This window comes from Pseudalkalibacillus salsuginis (assembly GCF_021646685.1).
Classification (GTDB): Bacteria; Bacillota; Bacilli; order Bacillales; family Fictibacillaceae; genus Pseudalkalibacillus; species Pseudalkalibacillus salsuginis.
In genome coordinates, this window is the sequence record NZ_JAKJHW010000005.1 from 1 (window position 1) to 18,439 (window position 18,439).

General features: G+C 41.5%; 15 protein-coding genes. 7 read left to right on the forward strand and 8 right to left on the reverse strand.

The window, feature by feature from the left end:
• Positions 1-844: 844 nt before the first annotated feature.
• From L1611_RS13320 to dnaA, 8 genes are all read right to left on the reverse strand, one after another.
• Positions 845-1,918 carry an HD-GYP domain-containing protein gene (locus tag L1611_RS13320; RefSeq protein ID WP_236313953.1) on the reverse strand — a complete coding sequence of 358 codons (1,074 nt, stop codon included), beginning with the start codon at positions 1,916-1,918 and terminating at the stop codon, positions 845-847.
• Between the two features lie 119 nt (positions 1,919-2,037).
• Complete coding sequence (gene gyrA / locus L1611_RS13325; protein WP_236313956.1) at positions 2,038-4,611, reverse strand: DNA gyrase subunit A; 2,574 nt, start codon at positions 4,609-4,611, stop codon at positions 2,038-2,040.
• Between the two features lie 60 nt (positions 4,612-4,671).
• Entirely contained in the window at positions 4,672-6,594 is a 1,923-nt protein-coding gene (gene gyrB / locus L1611_RS13330) for a DNA topoisomerase (ATP-hydrolyzing) subunit B (RefSeq protein ID WP_236313957.1), read from the reverse strand.
• A 64-nt stretch (positions 6,595-6,658) separates the two neighbouring features.
• Positions 6,659-6,928 carry an extracellular matrix regulator RemB gene (gene remB / locus L1611_RS13335; protein ID WP_322972558.1) on the reverse strand — a complete coding sequence of 90 codons (270 nt, stop codon included), beginning with the start codon at positions 6,926-6,928 and terminating at the stop codon, positions 6,659-6,661.
• Positions 6,929-6,936: 8 nt separating this feature from the next.
• A complete protein-coding gene (gene recF, locus L1611_RS13340; protein WP_236313961.1) occupies positions 6,937-8,058 on the reverse strand; it encodes a DNA replication/repair protein RecF in 1,122 nt (373 codons plus the stop codon).
• Positions 8,059-8,072: 14 nt separating this feature from the next.
• Positions 8,073-8,282 (reverse strand): S4 domain-containing protein YaaA, encoded by a 210-nt coding sequence (yaaA, locus tag L1611_RS13345; RefSeq protein ID WP_236313964.1) that lies wholly within the window; start codon positions 8,280-8,282, stop codon positions 8,073-8,075.
• A 288-nt stretch (positions 8,283-8,570) separates the two neighbouring features.
• The gene (dnaN, locus tag L1611_RS13350; RefSeq protein WP_236313968.1) at positions 8,571-9,713 is read right to left on the reverse strand and encodes a DNA polymerase III subunit beta; all 1,143 of its coding nucleotides are present in this window, start codon (positions 9,711-9,713) and stop codon (positions 8,571-8,573) included.
• A gap of 526 nt (positions 9,714-10,239) precedes the next feature.
• Complete coding sequence (dnaA, locus tag L1611_RS13355; protein ID WP_236313978.1) at positions 10,240-11,595, reverse strand: chromosomal replication initiator protein DnaA; 1,356 nt, start codon at positions 11,593-11,595, stop codon at positions 10,240-10,242.
• Positions 11,596-12,299: 704 nt separating this feature from the next.
• On the opposite strand from dnaA, the gene rpmH reads away from it, so the two are divergent.
• The 7 genes from rpmH (at position 12,300) to mnmG (ending at position 18,431) form a co-directional block, all read left to right on the forward strand.
• Positions 12,300-12,434, forward strand: coding sequence for a 50S ribosomal protein L34 (gene rpmH, locus L1611_RS13360; protein WP_236313980.1), 135 nt, complete (start codon positions 12,300-12,302; stop codon positions 12,432-12,434).
• 123 nt (positions 12,435-12,557) lie between these two features.
• Entirely contained in the window at positions 12,558-12,908 is a 351-nt protein-coding gene (rnpA, locus tag L1611_RS13365) for a ribonuclease P protein component (RefSeq protein ID WP_236313982.1), read from the forward strand.
• 4 nt (positions 12,909-12,912) lie between these two features.
• Positions 12,913-13,158 carry a membrane protein insertion efficiency factor YidD gene (yidD, locus tag L1611_RS13370; protein ID WP_236313985.1) on the forward strand — a complete coding sequence of 82 codons (246 nt, stop codon included), beginning with the start codon at positions 12,913-12,915 and terminating at the stop codon, positions 13,156-13,158.
• Positions 13,159-13,188: 30 nt separating this feature from the next.
• On the forward strand, positions 13,189-13,965 hold the full coding sequence (gene spoIIIJ, locus L1611_RS13375) for a YidC family membrane integrase SpoIIIJ (RefSeq protein ID WP_236313987.1): 777 nt from the start codon (positions 13,189-13,191) through the stop codon (positions 13,963-13,965).
• The gene (jag, locus tag L1611_RS13380; RefSeq protein ID WP_236313988.1) at positions 13,962-14,582 is read left to right on the forward strand and encodes an RNA-binding cell elongation regulator Jag/EloR; all 621 of its coding nucleotides are present in this window, start codon (positions 13,962-13,964) and stop codon (positions 14,580-14,582) included. Before spoIIIJ ends, jag begins: the two co-directional genes overlap by 4 nt.
• A 556-nt stretch (positions 14,583-15,138) precedes the next feature.
• Positions 15,139-16,515, forward strand: a complete 1,377-nt coding sequence (gene mnmE / locus L1611_RS13385; protein ID WP_236313990.1) for a tRNA uridine-5-carboxymethylaminomethyl(34) synthesis GTPase MnmE — start codon at positions 15,139-15,141, stop codon at positions 16,513-16,515.
• 26 nt (positions 16,516-16,541) lie between these two features.
• On the forward strand, positions 16,542-18,431 hold the full coding sequence (gene mnmG, locus L1611_RS13390) for a tRNA uridine-5-carboxymethylaminomethyl(34) synthesis enzyme MnmG (protein ID WP_236313992.1): 1,890 nt from the start codon (positions 16,542-16,544) through the stop codon (positions 18,429-18,431).
• The last annotated feature ends 8 nt before the right edge of the window (positions 18,432-18,439 follow it).

The following is an 18,439-nucleotide window of genomic DNA, read 5'->3' on the forward strand; positions in this document are numbered from 1 at the left end:
CTCATTAAATGTAAATCGAAATTGATTTTGGGTTCTTTTTAAAAAAGACCCGTTTCACGCTTGGCTTTTGTTCAGTTTTCAAAGAGCTGTATTGCCCATAGATGGGCTGGCTTCGGTTCGTCACAGAACGTGACTTTTTTGCCGAAAATCATTATGTCGTTTTTGAGGCGACTTAAATAATATAACATGTCGTGAAATAACCGTCAATAACTTTTTGAAATGTTTTTTCGAATTGCCAAAAGAGCAACGGTGATAACTATAACATGATTCAACATCTTCATCAACTAATATTTTAAATAAAATAAATCAGGACCTCAATACTGTTTATACAGAGCACAAGAGTATAAAAAGGAAAGATATTCTTAACCAGGTCCATTTTGAAGTTTACAGTACAATTCACAGAGTGAAACGCAGATGGATGGGTTCACAAATGTATTTTCCAATGTTCAATTACACCTCACCGTTATTTTATTTTTAATTCCCTATACTTCTAAAAATCAAACATAACTTTTACTATTCCCAAGAAAAGCGCAAACGCCCTGATCAACCACGAAAGTCACTGCAAGTCTGCCGAGGAGGCTCGAACCTAACAAAGTACGGTTCTGTGTGGGTAAACACTTCGACCTAAATCAATGTGTCGCCGCCGCAGGGGGACTGAAGTGATCCAAGTGGTTAGGCATTGGAGCTAGACATCACTTCACCGCAAACAAAATTTTTTTACTTTCTTATCCTGTAAAAAAGGGCTTATCCGGAATAGGATAAGCCTCGTGTTTTTTATTAAAGAGTTAAGGAATAGTTGGTTTAAATTCAATATGGCCCCTTATAAAGGTATCCTCTCTTCTTTTTAGGTCAAAATGTTTTCTATAAAAAGATCTGTCCGTTTTGTTAATGCGATGATTTCATCGCTTTCATCCATCTTCACCATTGGGCGTGTAAGTGAATGAGGATCAATGAAGACAATTTCCCCAACCTGGCCATTCGTAAGTTCCACTTTGGTTCCTACGGAAAAAGCAGATAATTCGTTTACTAAGATGTTCAAAATCTTCGGATCAAATTTTCCGAATTGATCCAATTGCATTTGCTCAAGTACTTTGAAAGGGGATTGCTTGGAGCGATAAAGTCGTTCAGAAGTCATTGCATGGAATACGTCAGCAATTGCGGCGATCCGGCTGTATTTGTTCAATTGACCGCCTCTAGTCCCTAACGGATATCCGCTCCCATCCTCGCGTTCATGGTGCTGTAATACGCTTAGAAGCACACTTTCCTTAATGCCCGTGATGCCTTTTAACATTTTATAACCGAGAATCGGATGTTGTTTTACTTCTTCATATTCTGCTTGACTAAGGGTCTCCTTCTTATTCATGATCTTAGGTTGAATTTTTGACATTCCGCAGTCTATAAGGGCACCGGCTAATGCAAGCTGGATGATATCCCCTTTGGAATAAGAAAGCTTTTTTGCTAAGAATGAGGAAATCAGACCGACAGATATCGCATGATGATAGATATAATCCTGTATATTTAAAAAGTGATGCAATGAAAGGATGGTTTTTGGCTTTTCCAAAGCAATTTCAAGCAATGGAACGATTTCAAGGCGGATCGGATAAAGATCGACGGCAGTCCCCGCCTGCCAGTTTGCAAATTGTTTTTTATATTGGTTGACGGCTTTCATATAGAAAGAGTGGAAATCTGTAAGTTTGGAGTTGTTCAAAAGACTTGTTGGATCCTTTTCCTCATTCTGTTTTTTACTGGATGATTTGATTGCTTTCACTTCAACTTCACTTATAAAAAAAGCTTTAAGAACTGCAATATGCTCCTCAGTCAATTCCGTATCACGGGTCATGATTGGTCGACTCGTTAAGGAAAACACATCGTGACTTAATACTTCACCTGGATTTAGATTATGTACCAGAACCTTCAATGGAACCCCCCTTTTTGGCGGTCAAGCGCCACTTTGTCAAAATTTCTCTCTAACCTTTTCTATGTATTGAAAATCAGAGTTCAAAAAACGGAGGAAAATTGAATTTCCTCCGTCATTTATTACTCTTCGGTTGAATCTTCTTCATCTGGTAAGGAATCATCTTCATTATTTGTATCGGATGATTCTTGTTCATCTTGAAGCAGTTCTTCAGATGTTTCTTGATCATCCGTTACTTCTTCTTCACCTTCGATGTCTTCACCATCGACTTTGTCTACAACGGCAATCGTAGCAACATCGACACCTTCATTCAATCGGATCAGTCGGACACCTTGTGTGTTACGCCCATACTGGGAAATATCAGCTACTGCCATCCTGATCACGATTCCTGTCGTCGTGATAATCATGATTTCCTGGTCTTCAGTGACAGTTTTAAGTGCAATCACCTTACCGTTTCGATCGGTGGTGTTGCTCGTACGCAAACCAACTCCACCACGAGACTGTACACGGTACTCTTCCATTGGCGTCCGCTTACCGAAACCTTTTTCCGTAACGATCATGATATCACGGTTTTCATCCTCATTAAGAAGTTCCATACCGATCACATAATCCTCATCACGTAAGGAGATTCCTTTCACACCAGTCGCTGTCCTACCCATGGAACGAACGTCCGTTTCATGGAATCTGACAGCCATACCACTGTTCGTACCGATGATGATATCCTTGTTCCCGTCTGTCAGCCTGACACCGATCAGTTCATCTTCTTCACGTAAATTGATGGCGAAAAGACCGCCGCGTCGAATGTTGGCAAAGGCTGAAAGAGGCGAGCGTTTACAAATCCCGTCCTTCGTACCAAAGAACAAGTACCAATCATCGACAAACTCTTCAACAGGGATGATCGCTGAAATTGATTCTCCCTTTTCAATTTGAAGAAGATTGATGATCGGAATTCCTTTCGCGGTTCTTCCGAGTTCAGGAATTTCATACCCTTTAAGACGGTACACTTTCCCAAGATTCGTAAAGAACAGGATCGTATTATGAGTATTGGTCGATAATAAATGTTCGACAAAGTCATCATCATTCGTTCCCATCCCTTGGATGCCGCGTCCTCCACGACGTTGTGCACGATAAGTGGATAAAGGCAGCCGTTTGACATAGCCGTTATGGGTCACAGTGATCGCAATTTGCTGGCGAGGGATGAGGTCTTCATCTTCTATTGCATTTTCACCGATTGTGATTTCTGTTCTTCGTTCATCATTGAACTTTTCTTTAATCTCGATAAGCTCAGCCCGGATGATTTCCAGGACCTTCTCTTCATCCGCCAAAATCGCTTTCAGTTCACCGATCAGCTTTATAAGCTCATTGTATTCATCTTCAATTTTATCGCGTTCTAATCCCGTGAGGCGTTGTAGACGCATATCGAGGATCGCTTGTGCCTGCTCATAGGATAGTGAAAATTGTTCCATCAACCCTTCACGAGCGATGTCTGTCGTACGTGATCCTCTAATGAGAGCGATGATTTCATCGATATGATCGAGTGCGATACGTAACCCTTCAAGTATGTGAGCACGAGCCTCGGCTTTTTTCAATTCGAAAATCGTACGCCGACGAATAACTTCCTGCTGGTGTTTCAAATAATAATAAAGACATTCCTTCAAATTAAGGACCTTCGGTTGACCGTCAACAAGTGCTAACAGATTGATTCCGAAGCTTGTTTGAAGGGCTGTTTGTTTATACAAATTATTTAAAAGTACATTAGCATTGGCATCTTTTCGAACTTCGATGACGATTCGCATACCATTACGGTCAGATTCGTCCCGGAGATCTGAAATCCCATCAATACGTTTATCCCGTACAAGCTCTGCAATTTTTTCAATGAGCTTCGCTTTGTTGACCTGATAGGGAATTTCGTTGACGATGATCGTTTTTCTGCCATTTTCTTTTTCTTCGATGTAAGCCTTGGCACGTGTCATGATCGAACCCCGACCTGTCATATATGCACGTCGGATACCTTCGCGACCTAAAATTTCTCCCCCCGTAGGGAAATCAGGCCCCGGGATATATTCCATCAATCCAGGAATGTCGATATCCGGATTTTTACTTAAAGCAAGAACTCCGTCAATGATTTCTCCAAGCTGGTGAGGTGGGATATTTGTCGCCATTCCGACAGCAATTCCTGCTGCACCGTTTACAAGAAGGTTCGGAAAACGTCCAGGAAGGACAACCGGTTCATGTTCACTTCCATCATAGTTTTCCTTGTAGTCAATCGTATCCTTTTGGATGTCACGGACCATTTCCATTGAAATTTTAGACATTCTCGCTTCTGTATAACGCATCGCAGCTGCTGCATCACCATCAACAGAACCGAAGTTACCGTGCCCATCGATCAGCATATTACGGTAGTTGAAGTCTTGTGCCATACGTACCATCGCATCATAAACCGCTGAATCACCATGTGGATGATACTTACCGATTACTTCACCGACGATACGTGCAGATTTTTTATATGCCTTGTCGGCTGTCATACCGAGGTCATTCATTGCATATAGGATACGTCGATGCACTGGCTTAAGTCCGTCCCTTACATCAGGAAGTGCACGGCTGACAATAACGCTCATCGCGTAATCCATGAACGATGTTCTTATTTCATCGCTTATATTGATTTCTTTCTTTCGAGATTGTTCGATATCGGCCATTCCCGATTACCTCCAATTACACTTCATTTCTAACATGGTTTCTTTGATCACCTGTTGCGTCTATACATCAAGGTTTTTCACGTATTGTGCATTCTCTTGTATGAAATCACGACGTGGCTCAACCTTATCACCCATCAAGATCTCAAAGATCTCGTCAGCTTCAATGGCATCTTGCAGCTCGACTTGAAGGGTTGTCCGCTCCTCAGGATTCATGGTCGTTTCCCATAGCTGGGTCGGGTTCATTTCTCCAAGACCTTTATAACGCTGCAAGGAAGGTTTCGGCGATTTGGAGATTTCATTCAATACGCGATCTTTTTCCTTATCGTTATAGGCATAGACCACTTTTTTGCCCTGTTGGATCTTATATAACGGCGGCTGTGCGATATAGACATACCCTTGTTCGATCAATGGACGCATATAACGATAGAAGAACGTAAGTAACAGCGTCCGGATATGTGCACCATCCGTGTCTGCATCCGTCATAATAATGATCTTGTGATAACGTGCTCTGGTTAGATCAAAATCTTCTCCGATCCCTGTTCCAAGAGCCGTAATGATCGCACGGATTTCGTTATTTGATAAAATCTTATCCAATCTTGCTTTCTCTACGTTGATGATCTTCCCACGCAAAGGAAGGATCGCTTGGAAATGACGATCGCGCCCTTGTTTTGCGGAACCACCTGCTGAGTCACCCTCAACGATATATAATTCGGAAATGGAAGCGTCTTTCGATGAACAATCCGCTAATTTTCCTGGTAATGAAGAAACTTCAAGTGCACTTTTGCGGCGAGTCAATTCACGGGCTTTCTTTGCTGCAAGACGTGCACGCAGTGCCATGCTTCCTTTTTCTACAATCTGTTTCGCCACAGTCGGGTTTTCATAAAGGAATTGGGAGAACTTTTCCCCGAAAACAGACTCCGTTACAGTCCGTGCTTCAGCATTTCCAAGCTTCGTTTTCGTCTGACCTTCAAATTGTGGATCAGGATGCTTGATGGAAATGATTGCTGTAAGACCCTCACGAACATCATCTCCAGATAAGTTCCCATCTTCTTTCAAGAGGTTGTTCTTCCGTGCATAGTCATTGATGACACGGGTTAAAGAGGTCTTGAATCCATATTCATGGGTCCCGCCCTCATGGGTATTGATATTATTTGCAAATGAATAAAGGTTGCTTGCAAAGCTGTCATTGTATTGAACAGCAATTTCCACAGAAATATCGTCGCGCATACCTTCTACGAAGATCGGCTCATGAAGCGTTTCTTTCGTCCGGTTGATGTGCTCCACGTATGATCTGATTCCGCCTTCATAATGGTATACATGTTCGACTGGTTCTTCTACACGCATATCCTCTGCAATGATTTTCAATCCACGATTCAAGAATGCAAGTTCTCTTAAACGGTTTGCCAATACCTCGAAGTCGTACTCCCGTGTTTCAGTGAAAATCTCCGGATCAGGGACGAAGTGTGTGATCGTTCCTGTAAAATCCGTTTCCCCTATGACTTTCAGGTCTGCTGCAGGGATACCACGGTGGAACTGTAGGTAATGGACTTTGCCATCTCGGTGTACCTTTACATCCAGCTCAGTGGATAACGCGTTAACGACCGATGCACCCACACCGTGCAGTCCTCCGGAAACCTTATAACCACCCCCGCCGAATTTACCGCCGGCATGCAGTACTGTCATGATGACCTCTACTGCTGGACGTCCCGTTTTTTCATGAGTCCCGACCGGAATTCCACGTCCATTGTCTTGGACAGTGATACTGTTGTCTTTCTCTACTGTCACACGAATCTCTGTGCAATATCCTGCCAATGCTTCATCAATACTGTTATCGACGATTTCCCAGACGAGATGGTGTAGTCCCCGTTTGCTTGTTGAGCCGATATACATACCCGGACGTTTACGGACAGCTTCTAATCCTTCGAGTACCTGTATCTGACTCTCATCATATGTTTGTTTTTCTGTACCTTGGTCAATACTCATTTTTTTCACCTGCTTCTTTTTTCGAACATCTATAAATCAAATAATCGATATGAATCCTTGAAGTTTAGCGATTCAACAGTTTTTCGAAGTTTTGATTGATTCTAGCCCTTCTTTTAAGCGTAACAGACGACAATGGTGATAAATATACTTCTTCTGTTGTCAGGACAATGGATTTAATCAGTTCTGAATTGATTATTTCCAACTTATCTTTGCGTTGGTGATAATCTAGAAATTCTTTCGTTTCTTCCGATCCTTTTGCAATCTCATAATCGAATATTGCCACAACGTCCCTAGCTTGTACGACGACATTCTCTCCCAGATGAATAAACAGGATTGCTCACCTCACTTTATTAACGTCGCTGTCCCATGTTCTACGTTAAAAAGGCTTGCACTCTTCAACGTTTCGTGTTCAATTCCATCCACGCTCGTAGTCGTGACGAAGGTTTGTACTTTCCCTTGGATCGTGTTCAATAGATGGGATTGCCGACTGTCATCAAGTTCTGATAATACATCATCCAATAACAAAAGAGGGTATTCACCAACTTCAGATTTGATCAGATCTATTTCAGCTAGTTTCAAAGAGAGTGCCGTTGTTCGCTGTTGGCCTTGGGAACCGTATATCTGAACATCCTTTTCGTTCACATACAGCATGAGGTCATCACGATGGGGACCTGCCATCGTCGTTCCACGTTCCATCTCTTTCTCTTTGATTTTCGTGAATTTATCATTATACTCTTCTATCATTTTCGTCATATCCGCCGAATCTGATACCTGTACAGAGGATTTGTATTGTATTTCAAGTGATTCTTTCCCTTTTGTGATTCCTGAATGAATCGGTGATGCCCATTCTTGAAGCATTTTGAGGAATTGATGACGCTTCGAAACAATTTTTACTGCATATTCCACAAGCTGCTCTGTCAATATATCCAGCATCATTTCCTGTTCACTTTTTCTGCGGCGTCCTAAATCGCGTAAAAGGTGATTCCTTTGTTGCAGGATCTTCTGGTACTGGCTTAAATGATGAAGATAGACTGGACTGATCTGGCCGATTTCCATATCGATAAAACGACGTCGCACCTGAGGGCTCCCTTTAACTAAGTTTAAATCCTCAGGTGCAAACATGACGATGTTCAAAGCGCCGATATAGTCCGTTAATCTCCTCTGTTCAATATGGTTGTATTTAGCCTTCTTACCTTTTTGGCTAATGACAATCTGTAAAGATAGTGGACCGTTCCTTTTTTGGATCCTACCTTCTATTTTACCATATTCACAGTCCCAACGTATCAATTCTTTATCCCTTGGTGTCCGATGGGATTTCGCGAACCCCAGTACATAGATCGCTTCCATAATATTCGTCTTTCCTTGGGCATTTTCGCCAATGAAGACATTAACTTGATCCTGAAAGCTTACTTCTTCACTTTTATAGTTTCGATAATTATTCAGCTGCAGTTCTTTTAAATGCAAAGGGAAACCCCCATTCAACGTGTTACGACAAATGTTCCTGTATCTGGTATCGAAACGGTATCTCCTTCATAGAGCTTCCGTCCTCTTCGTTGTTCAAGTACATCGTTTACAAATACGTCATGTTCTGCCAAATACCATTTTACCATGCCGCCAGATTGAATCACATCCGCTTGTTTCAATAATTGGCCAAGTGTAATGAATTCAGTAGTGATTTTGATTTCCATCTCATCTTCCTCCAATTCACTAGAAGTGTAAAGAAAAGCGCAAACGCCCTTGTTAACCACGAAGGTCACTGGAAGCCCGACGAGGAGGCTCGAACCAAACAAAGTTCGGTTCTGCGTGGGCAAACACTTCGACCTAAATCAATGTGTCGACCGCCGCAGGAGGACTGAAGTGATCCAAGTGGTTAGGCGGAGGAGCTAGACGTCACTTCATCGGAAACAAAATTTTTATTCTTTCTTATCTTGCAAGAAAAGCTACTAGGACAATATTGTCTCTAGTAGCTCTTTGGATTAATAAGTACGAACCGGTAAAATCAGTTGCTTGATTGTGTTCCCATCAAGTGGGGTTAGTACGAATGGACGCATAGCCCCTGTAAATCGGATCAGTACTTCAGAACAATCCATTACTTTCAGGGCATCCATCATATATTTTGCACTGAAAGAGATCTTTAATTCATCGCCTTCAAACGATTCTGTCGAAACATGTTCAAAAACTTTTCCGACTTCAGGTGAATTGGATGAAATTTCAACCTGACCGTTCTCCATTGTCGACAGCTTAACCACATTGTTCCTTCCCTCTTTTGCAAGTAGGGATGCCCGATCGATCGCCTGTAAAAACTCTTTTGTCGAAATGACCATTTCGGTTTTGCTGTCACTCGGAATCAGTTTAGATGTATCTGGATAATTCCCATCCAGTAATCTTGAGAAGAACAGGATGTTTTTAGCTTTGAATAATACTTGGCTTTCTGTAATCACAATATCAACCAATGCACTCGAATCATCCAGGATTTTGGATAACTCCGTCAAACTTTTACCAGGGATGACGACATTTGGATGTTCAAGTTCATCGGTTGTCGATTCAACAGCTGCAACCCTTGAAGCCAATCTATGGCTGTCTGTAGCCACACAGTTCAATTCCCCCTCTAGGATATGCCAGTTTACACCTGTCAATATCGGGCGTGTTTCTGAGGTGGACACTGCAAAAACAGTCTGACGAATCAATGTCTTCAATAAGTCAGCTTGGATACTGAACTTGTCATTTTCCTGAACTTCAGGTAATCGAGGGTATTCTTGCGGATCCAGGCCATTAAGATTGAATTCTGAAGATCCAGAACGGATTCTCGTTCCGAAACGCTCAAAGACCTCTACTTCAACCTTTGAACCTGGTAACTTTTTTACGATTTCAGAGAAAAAACGTGCTTGTAAGACAATGCTCCCTGATTTTTCAACTTCAACATGCTCATAGCCATCTTCTTCAACTGGTATGAATCTTTCAATAGAGATATCAGAGTCACTGCCTGTCAGTGTGACACCATCTTCATGAGTTTCAATTTTAATCCCAGTAAGAATAGGAATAGTTGTACGAGTAGAAACAGCTTTCATTACATCTTGCACACTATCTACAAGCTGATCTCGGTTCATTATGAATTTCATGAATTCTTTTCCTCCTCAGTTCCTGATAAGAAAAGCGAAAACGCCTTGATCAGCCACGATGTCCACTGGAAGTTCGACGAGGGTGGTACCGCCGCCGCAGGAGGACTGTAGTGATCCAAGTGGTTAGGTGTTGGATCTGGATATTTCTTCATCGTAACAAAAAATTTTCACACTTTCTTATCTTTTAATGAAAACGCGGGCTTTGTCTAGCCTTTCTTGCAGGCTGAGCCTTCATTTCCCATTTATTCGATTCCTCGACTTTTCGTTGTGTCGATTCGGTTTCTTGCTAAAAGTCATACTTCTCTCACGCACAATAAATCGCTATTTTAACATTCATCTGAATCTACCAATATTCTGCAGCATATTATTCTTTAGTAATAATAAAAAACTAGCAGTAATAATAGTAGGGGCTGTGAGTTTGTGGATAAGTCCCGATTTGTTTTTTCACCGGAGGTTGTCCACATGTGGATAGAATGTTGATAAAAGCGATTGTTGTGTTAAAGTTATGCACATTCGTTCACAGTTGCTAATTTTTCAATAAGTCTTGAATTTCTTTAACTTTGTTTTGAAGATGTTGATCGGTTGCTAATAATTTAGAGATCTTCTCATGGGCATGAATCACCGTCGTATGATCACGTCCACCGAATTCTTCCCCGATTTTAGGCAATGAAAAATCCGTCATTTCCCTTGAAAGGTACATTGCGATTTGTCTAGGAAATGCGACAGACTTTGTTCGTTTTTTCGCCTTGAAATCCTCCAAACGGATATTGAATTGCTCTCCAACCATCTCTTGAATATCATGAATCGTCAAAGTTCGTGGTTTTGAAGACGGAATGATATCCTTCAATGCTTCTGCTGCGAGGTCGGCATTCATATCTTGATTGATAAGGGAAGAATACGCGACGACACGGATAAGTGCTCCTTCAAGTTCACGAATGTTGGTATCGATTTGATTAGCGATATAGAGCATCACTTCATTTGGGATATCCAATCCCTCAGCTTTTGCTTTCTTGCGGAGGATCGCGATCCGAGTTTCCAGATCAGGCGGCGTGATATCCGTGATCAAACCCCATTCAAAACGTGAACGTAACCGATCTTCAAGAGTTGGTATTTCTTTAGGTGGCCGATCACTGGATATGACAATTTGTTTGCTTTCTTCATGCAATGCATTGAATGTATGGAAAAATTCCTCCTGAGTTTGTTCTTTTCCGGCCAAAAATTGAATATCATCAATTAATAAAACGTCAACATTCCTAAACTTATTGCGAAAATCGACAGTTTTATTATCCCGAATGGAATTGATGAATTCATTCGTAAACTTTTCAGAAGAAAGATAAACCACTTTTGCACTAGGTTTATGATCAATGACATAATGGCCGATCGCGTGCATCAAGTGTGTTTTACCAAGTCCAACCCCCCCATAAATGAATAAGGGGTTATAAGCTTTTGCCGGAGCTTCGGCTACCGCAAGTGAGGCAGCATGGGCAAACCGGTTTCCAGAACCGATGACAAACGTATCAAACGTATATTTCGGGTTCAACATGCTTTGGGTCAACTGTTCATCAGAAGCATCTGCTTCAGCCTTTGTTTTTTTCTTTGCAGCCAGGTCAAGATCAAGCTCTTCTTGTGTCTGGTTTTGAGGAATGATGAACTTTACTGCCAGTTTCGTCCCTGTAATTGTATCCAAGGTTTCTGAAATTAAATTCGAATATCTGGATTCTAACCAATCGCGAGCAAATTCGTTTGGGGCTGTAATAACAAGCGTATCATTCTGTAATGAATGGGCGGTTGTTGATTTCAGCCACGTTTCGAAACTAGGCTTGCTCAACTTCGTTTCGATTTCAGCAAGCGCTTTGTTCCATAAATCAGTGATATTTTCCATCCTCACCCTCCTTTTTGTCGAAGAATTTTACGATCAAGTGAAGAGGTTGACCCATGTTTTGTGTCAGCCTCATTGTGTCGATTTCCGTACACAGCTATTGTGAATAACATTTATTATAGTAGAAAAAGGGGTTATTTTCTGTATACACAAATTTGTGGACAAGCTTATACACAGAGGTGTAGGGATGTCCACATTTTTATCCACAAGGTGTGGATAAACTATTTATTCGAGGAAGTTTTGAACGAGTTAAAACACAATAATCATATCAAAAGGAGCCAGTAGTTGCAATGGGTTTTTTACGGTTATCCACAATTACAACACCTTGTGGAAGATAGTTGTCCACAGCACTAGATTTTGTGTGTAATTTGTCGATAATAGGTGTGGACAGTGAAAAATGTGTCGAAAAATTATCCACAGAAGTTTCAACAGGATTTTTCAGCCGCTGTATAAGTCGTTATTGATCGACTTATAGCGGATCTGAGAAATGCATTCGCTTTTTTGTCTAGGGATGTTATTTTTCCTGGGAGGGGATGAAAAAAATGAATATTTGGAGCAGATCCAAACAAAGGTTAACAGAGTGCTGACTCATAAAAATGTCTATAGTAATAGAAAGATTGTCCCTGAACTTGACAGAAAGGTGAGATGTTCTTATAATTACTAGGACTGTCTAAATGTAATTGAAATCCTCAGAGGAGGTGTAATAAATGAAACCTACATTTCAACCAAATAATCGTAAGCGTAAGAAAGTACACGGATTCCGTGCGCGCATGAGCACGAAAAATGGACGTAAAATTCTTGCTCGTCGCCGTCAAAAAGGAAGAAAAGTATTATCAGCCTAGGCCACTGGATAAACAGTGGTCTTTTTTCACATGGATTTTATGATTTGGCTTTGCAAAAAATAAATAATGAAAAATAACATAGCCTATTATTTAAAATGATGAGTAGTGTCGGAGTGAATCCGGATGAAGAAAAAATATAGGATCAAAAAAAATGAAGAGTTCCAAGCTGTTTTCCGTAAGGGAGAATCGTTCGCAAATCGACAGTTTGTGATATATTACTTAAGGAAGCCTGATCAGGAGTATTTCAGATTAGGTTTATCGGTCAGTAAAAAAGTTGGAAACGCTGTAACTCGAAATAGGATCAAGCGTTATATCCGTGAAGCTTTCCACGAACTGGAAGAAAATATCAAGGATTCATATGATTATGTGGTCATTGCAAGAAAACCTGCTTCCTCAATGGATTTTCATGAGGTAAAGAACAGTTTGATCCATGTGATGAAACGTTCTAGACTGATGGAAGGATTTAGAGGATGATGGTATGAAATATATATTCATCGTATTGATACAATTTTATCGGAAATGCATTTCACCATTTACACCGCCTTCATGTCGATTTTACCCGACTTGTTCATCTTATGGTTTGGAAGCAGTCCAAAAACATGGTGCAATTATAGGGGGATGGCTGGCTATGAAGCGGATTTTGAAATGTCATCCATTTCATCCAGGGGGATACGATCCTGTACCTGAAAAGGAGAAGAAGGAACAGGAAGAACCTTTTTCATAGAAAGGTATCGTTGTAAGGAGGATTTAGCAAGTGAGAAAGAGAATAGGCATATTAATTCCATCCATTTTAATGGTAATATTTCTAGCAGGGTGTTCCCTGAATGAACCGATCACGAAAGAAAGTACAGGTTTCTGGGACGAGTATTTCGTTTATCCATTATCATGGTTGATCACAGAAGTATCAGATTTCTTTAATGAAAACTATGGACTTGGAATTGTCATCGTAACGTTGTTGATCAGAACGGTCTTATTGCCACTCATGATCAAACAGACGAAAAGCTCGATTGCAATGCAGCAGGTTCAACCTGAGATCAAAGCTTTGCGAGAAAAATACAGTTCTAAAGATCAAAAGACCCAACAAAAGCTGCAACAAGAAACGATGCAGCTATTCCAGAAACACGGGGTCAATCCATTGGCTGGCTGTATGCCATTGATCATCCAAATGCCGATTTTGTTAGGCTTTTACCATGCGATTATGCGTACAGAAGAAATAAAACATCATAACTTCCTATGGTTTGACCTTGGAAGCCCTGATCCAATCTATTTATTGCCGTTGATTGCCGGTTTAACAACATACTTGCAACAGCGAATCATGATGGGTGGAACAAATAGCATGGAAGCCAACCCGCAGATGAAAATGCTGCTTTACATCATGCCGATCATGATCGTCGTATTTGCGATTACATTTCCAGCTGCACTTTCCCTATATTGGGTAGTCGGTAACATATTCATGATTGCACAAACCTATTTTATTACACTTCCTATGAAAAATAAGGATAGTAATGGTACGGGGGGCGCGAAAAAGTGAAGCAAGTCACGATAACGAGCAAGTCAGTAGAAGAAGCAGTAGAAGAAGCATTGGCTCAATTACGAGCATCCAAGGATAAAGTTGAAATTGAAATCATCGAAGAGTCTAAGAAAGGGTTTCTTGGACTAGGTGCTAAACCAGCAACAGTGAAAGTTACATTGAATGCAGACCCATTGGAGGAGGCTGTCCAATTCCTAAAGGAGGTAGCTTCTAAAATGGGAGTCGAAGTAGACGTCACCGTAAAAGAAGATGAAGAGGGTACGATTCTTGAAATGGCGAGTGAGAAGATTGCGATCCTGATTGGTAAACGTGGCCAGACATTGAACGCTCTGCAATATCTCACAAACTTAGTTGCAAATAAATCTTCAGATGAATTCAAACGTATGATCTTAGATGCTGAAAACTACCGGGAGAGAAGGAAAGAAACTCTCGAAAAACTTGCTTATCGTTTAGCTTCCAAAGCGCTTAAAATCAATAAAAAGGTTTCCCTTGAGCCAATGCCTTCCATGGAACGGAAAGTCATCCACATGACATTGAAGTCGAACAGTAAAGTTCAGACTTCATCCGAAGGCAGTGAACCTCATCGAAGGGTCATCATCACCCCTACAAACGAATAAAAGTATGGATGGATTTCAAAAGTGTCCGGCATTCTCTACTAAAGGGAGCCGGGCACTTTTTTTAAAGGATAAGAAAGTGTAAAAATTTGTTTCAATGAAGAAATGTCTAGCTCAACCGCCCAACCACTTGGATCATTTCAGTCCTCCTGCAGCGGTCGACAGCCAGCACGTCGGACTTCCAGTGACCTTCGTGGTTAACTAGGACGTTTTCGCTTTTCTTTAAGGATTGTTTTCTTTTAGAAGGTTGTTGTATTGAAGAACCTTTAATTTGATAAGGTCAAAGATGGATAAAAGATTGTTTAAAATGATACGTGTTAAAAGATAAAGATTGATTCTTGAACGAGAAAGAACTAAACTAGTTAGTTGTGGATAATTCAAGAAAATCACGAAGAAACAGTTTGGAAATATCCACTGTGGATAAATACTGATACAAGACCATAAAATGCAACGGATGTGGATAAACGTCTTAAGATGATTTATAGATACACGAAAGTATGCTATTCTATTGTGTTAGGAAGCATGAATCGGGAAACGATAAAGAAAAGAGGTGAAACCTATGGAAGGAGACACGATAACGGCGATTTCGACACCGATGGGAGAAGCGGCAATTGCGATCGTCCGATTGAGCGGTGATCAAGCCCTTGAAATCGCAGACAAAATGTTCCGCGGTAAACAATTGCTGAAAGAGGTAGAAAGCCATACGATCCATTATGGTTATATCATTGACCCGGATACCAATGAAAAAGCAGAGGAAGTAATGGTGACAGTTATGAGGGGGCCTAAGACATTCACTCGTGAAGACGTGGTCGAAATCAACTGTCATGGAGGGCTTGTCTCAGTCAATCGCGTATTGGAAATCGCATTGAATAGCGGTGCCCGCCTGGCTGAACCTGGCGAGTTTACTAAACGTGCATTCCTAAACGGACGGATCGACTTATCACAAGCAGAAGCGGTGATGGACTTGATTCGAGCGAAAACGGATAGAGCCATGAATGTCGCCCTGAACCAGATGGAAGGCCGATTATCAAAACTTATCAAGAAACTTCGGCAAACTTTGCTTGAAACGGTAGCACACGTCGAAGTAAATATCGATTACCCGGAGTACGATGCAGAAGAAATGACCAATCAGCTGTTAACCGAAAAATTAAGCTATGTAAAAAATGAAATCGAATCGCTGCTCCAAACTGCAGAGCAAGGAAAAATCTTGAGAGAAGGACTCTCTACAGTCATAATCGGAAGACCGAACGTCGGAAAATCTTCGTTGCTGAATAGTTTGGTACATGAGAACAAGGCGATTGTCACGGATATTCCGGGTACTACGAGGGACGTGATTGAAGAGTATGTCAACGTGCGAGGTGTACCGTTAAAACTAGTCGATACGGCAGGGATTCGGGAAACCGAAGATATCGTTGAGCGGATTGGAGTAGAACGTTCACGTCAGGTTTTGAAAGAGGCAGATCTTATCCTTTTGCTCCTTAACTATGGTGAAGCCTTGACAGAAGAGGACAGGAAGCTCTTTGAAGCGGTCCGTGGCATGGATGTTATCGTCATTGTCAATAAGACTGACTTGAACCAGGAGATTAATATGGACGAAGTACAGGAATTGGCGAAAGGTCATCCGGTTGTTTCTACTTCAATAAAAGAGGAAGAAGGAATCGATGAGCTTGAAGAATCAATCAAAGAGCTCTTCTTCACTGGGAGTGTGGAAGCTGGAGATATGACATACGTTTCGAATTCACGTCACATTTCACTCTTGAAGCAGGCGAAACGTTCGCTCCAGGATGCATTTACTGGGATCGAAGCTGGACTCCCAGTCGATATGGTTCAAATTGATATTACTCGGACTTGGGAAATACTAGGAGAAATTATTGGGGATGCTGTATCAGAAAGCTTGATTGATCAGTTGTTCTCCCAATTCTGTCTCGGGAAATAATTTAGGAACAGTAGGAGGTTCCAACTATGAAACGATATGATGCGGGCACGTTTGATGTCATTGTCGTAGGTGCAGGCCATGCAGGTGTAGAAGCAGCGTTAGCCTCTGCAAGGATGGGGGCGAAAACACTCGTTCTTACATTAAATCTGGATACGATTGCGTATATGCCATGTAATCCTTCTGTCGGTGGGCCTGCAAAAGGTATTGTCGTTCGTGAAATTGATGCGCTCGGTGGGGAAATGGCAAGAAACATTGATAAGACGCATATACAGATGAAAATGTTGAATACTGGAAAAGGCCCAGCTGTACGAGCGTTGCGTGCACAAGCTGATAAATTTTTGTATCAAAATGAAATGAAAAAGACGATGGAACAAGAAGAAAATCTCACTCTCCGCCAGGGTATGGTTGAAGAGTTGATTATAGAAGACGGCGTTTGTAAGGGAGTAGTGACCAAAACAGGTTCCGCTTATTCCGCAAAAACTGTCGTCGTGACGACGGGAACCTATTTAAGAGGAAAAATCATCATCGGGGAACTTACGTATGAAAGCGGTCCGAACAACATGCAGCCTTCTATCAATCTTTCTCATAATTTGAAAGAACTAGGATTCAATATGGTACGGTTCAAAACTGGTACACCGCCAAGGGTCAATTCCCATACGATCGATTACAGTAAAACGGAAATCCAGCCAGGTGATGATGTACCTCGCGCATTTTCGTATGAAACGACAGAATTCATCACGGATCAGATTCCATGCTGGTTGACCTATACAGGGGAAGTCACACATGAGCTCATCAATAACAACCTTGAGCGTTCACCTATGTATTCAGGTATGATTGAAGGGACGGGACCTCGTTATTGTCCGTCTATTGAAGATAAAATCGTCCGTTTCAATGATAAACCACGTCACCAGATCTTCCTTGAGCCAGAAGGCAGGAATACTGAAGAGGTTTATGTCCAAGGCTTATCGACAAGCCTGCCTGAAGATGTCCAACGGAATATGTTGAAATCCATTCCAGGACTTGAGAAAGCGGAGATGATGCGGGCAGGATATGCGATCGAATATGATGCAATCGTTCCGACGCAACTTTGGCCATCACTTGAAACAAAACTCGTGGAAAACTTGTTTACTGCAGGGCAATTGAACGGAACGAGTGGATATGAAGAAGCCGCTGGACAGGGAATCATGGCTGGAATCAATGCTGCCCTAAAGGCGAAAGGGGAAGATCCTGTCATTTTAGACCGTTCTGAAGCCTATATTGGTGTACTTATTGATGACCTTGTCACAAAAGGGACGAATGAACCTTATCGTCTGCTGACTTCAAGAGCGGAATACCGTTTGTTACTCCGTCACGATAATGCAGACCTTCGCTTAACGGAAAAAGGGTATGAAATCGGATTGATCCCTGAAGAGCGCTATCATCGTTTTCTTTATAAAAAGGAGCAGATTGCCAAGGAAATCGATCGATTGGAACACACTTCCATCAAGACGGATGAAAATACCCAAATCATCCTTGAGAAAGCCGGAAGCAGTCCACTGAAAGAGCCAATGAGTGCAGCTTCACTTTTAAAAAGACCTGAGATCACTTATGATGTTATTGCAGAGCTTGCACCTACGGAAGTTGAAATTCCAGAGATCGTTGGAGAGCAAGTTGAAATCCAGACGAAATATGCTGGTTATATCGATAAACAACTGCAACAGGTTGAAAAGGTGAAGAAGATGGATGAAAAGAAAATCCCGGAAGATATCGATTATTTTGCGATCAATGGCCTTGCAAAAGAAGCAAAGCAAAAGCTGGCGGAGGTTCGTCCTTTATCAGTAGGGCAGGCATCTAGAGTATCTGGTGTCAATCCTTCGGATATTTCGATCCTTCTCGTTTATCTTGAACAAGGGAAAATCGCTAAACTTGCAAATTAACGGGGGAC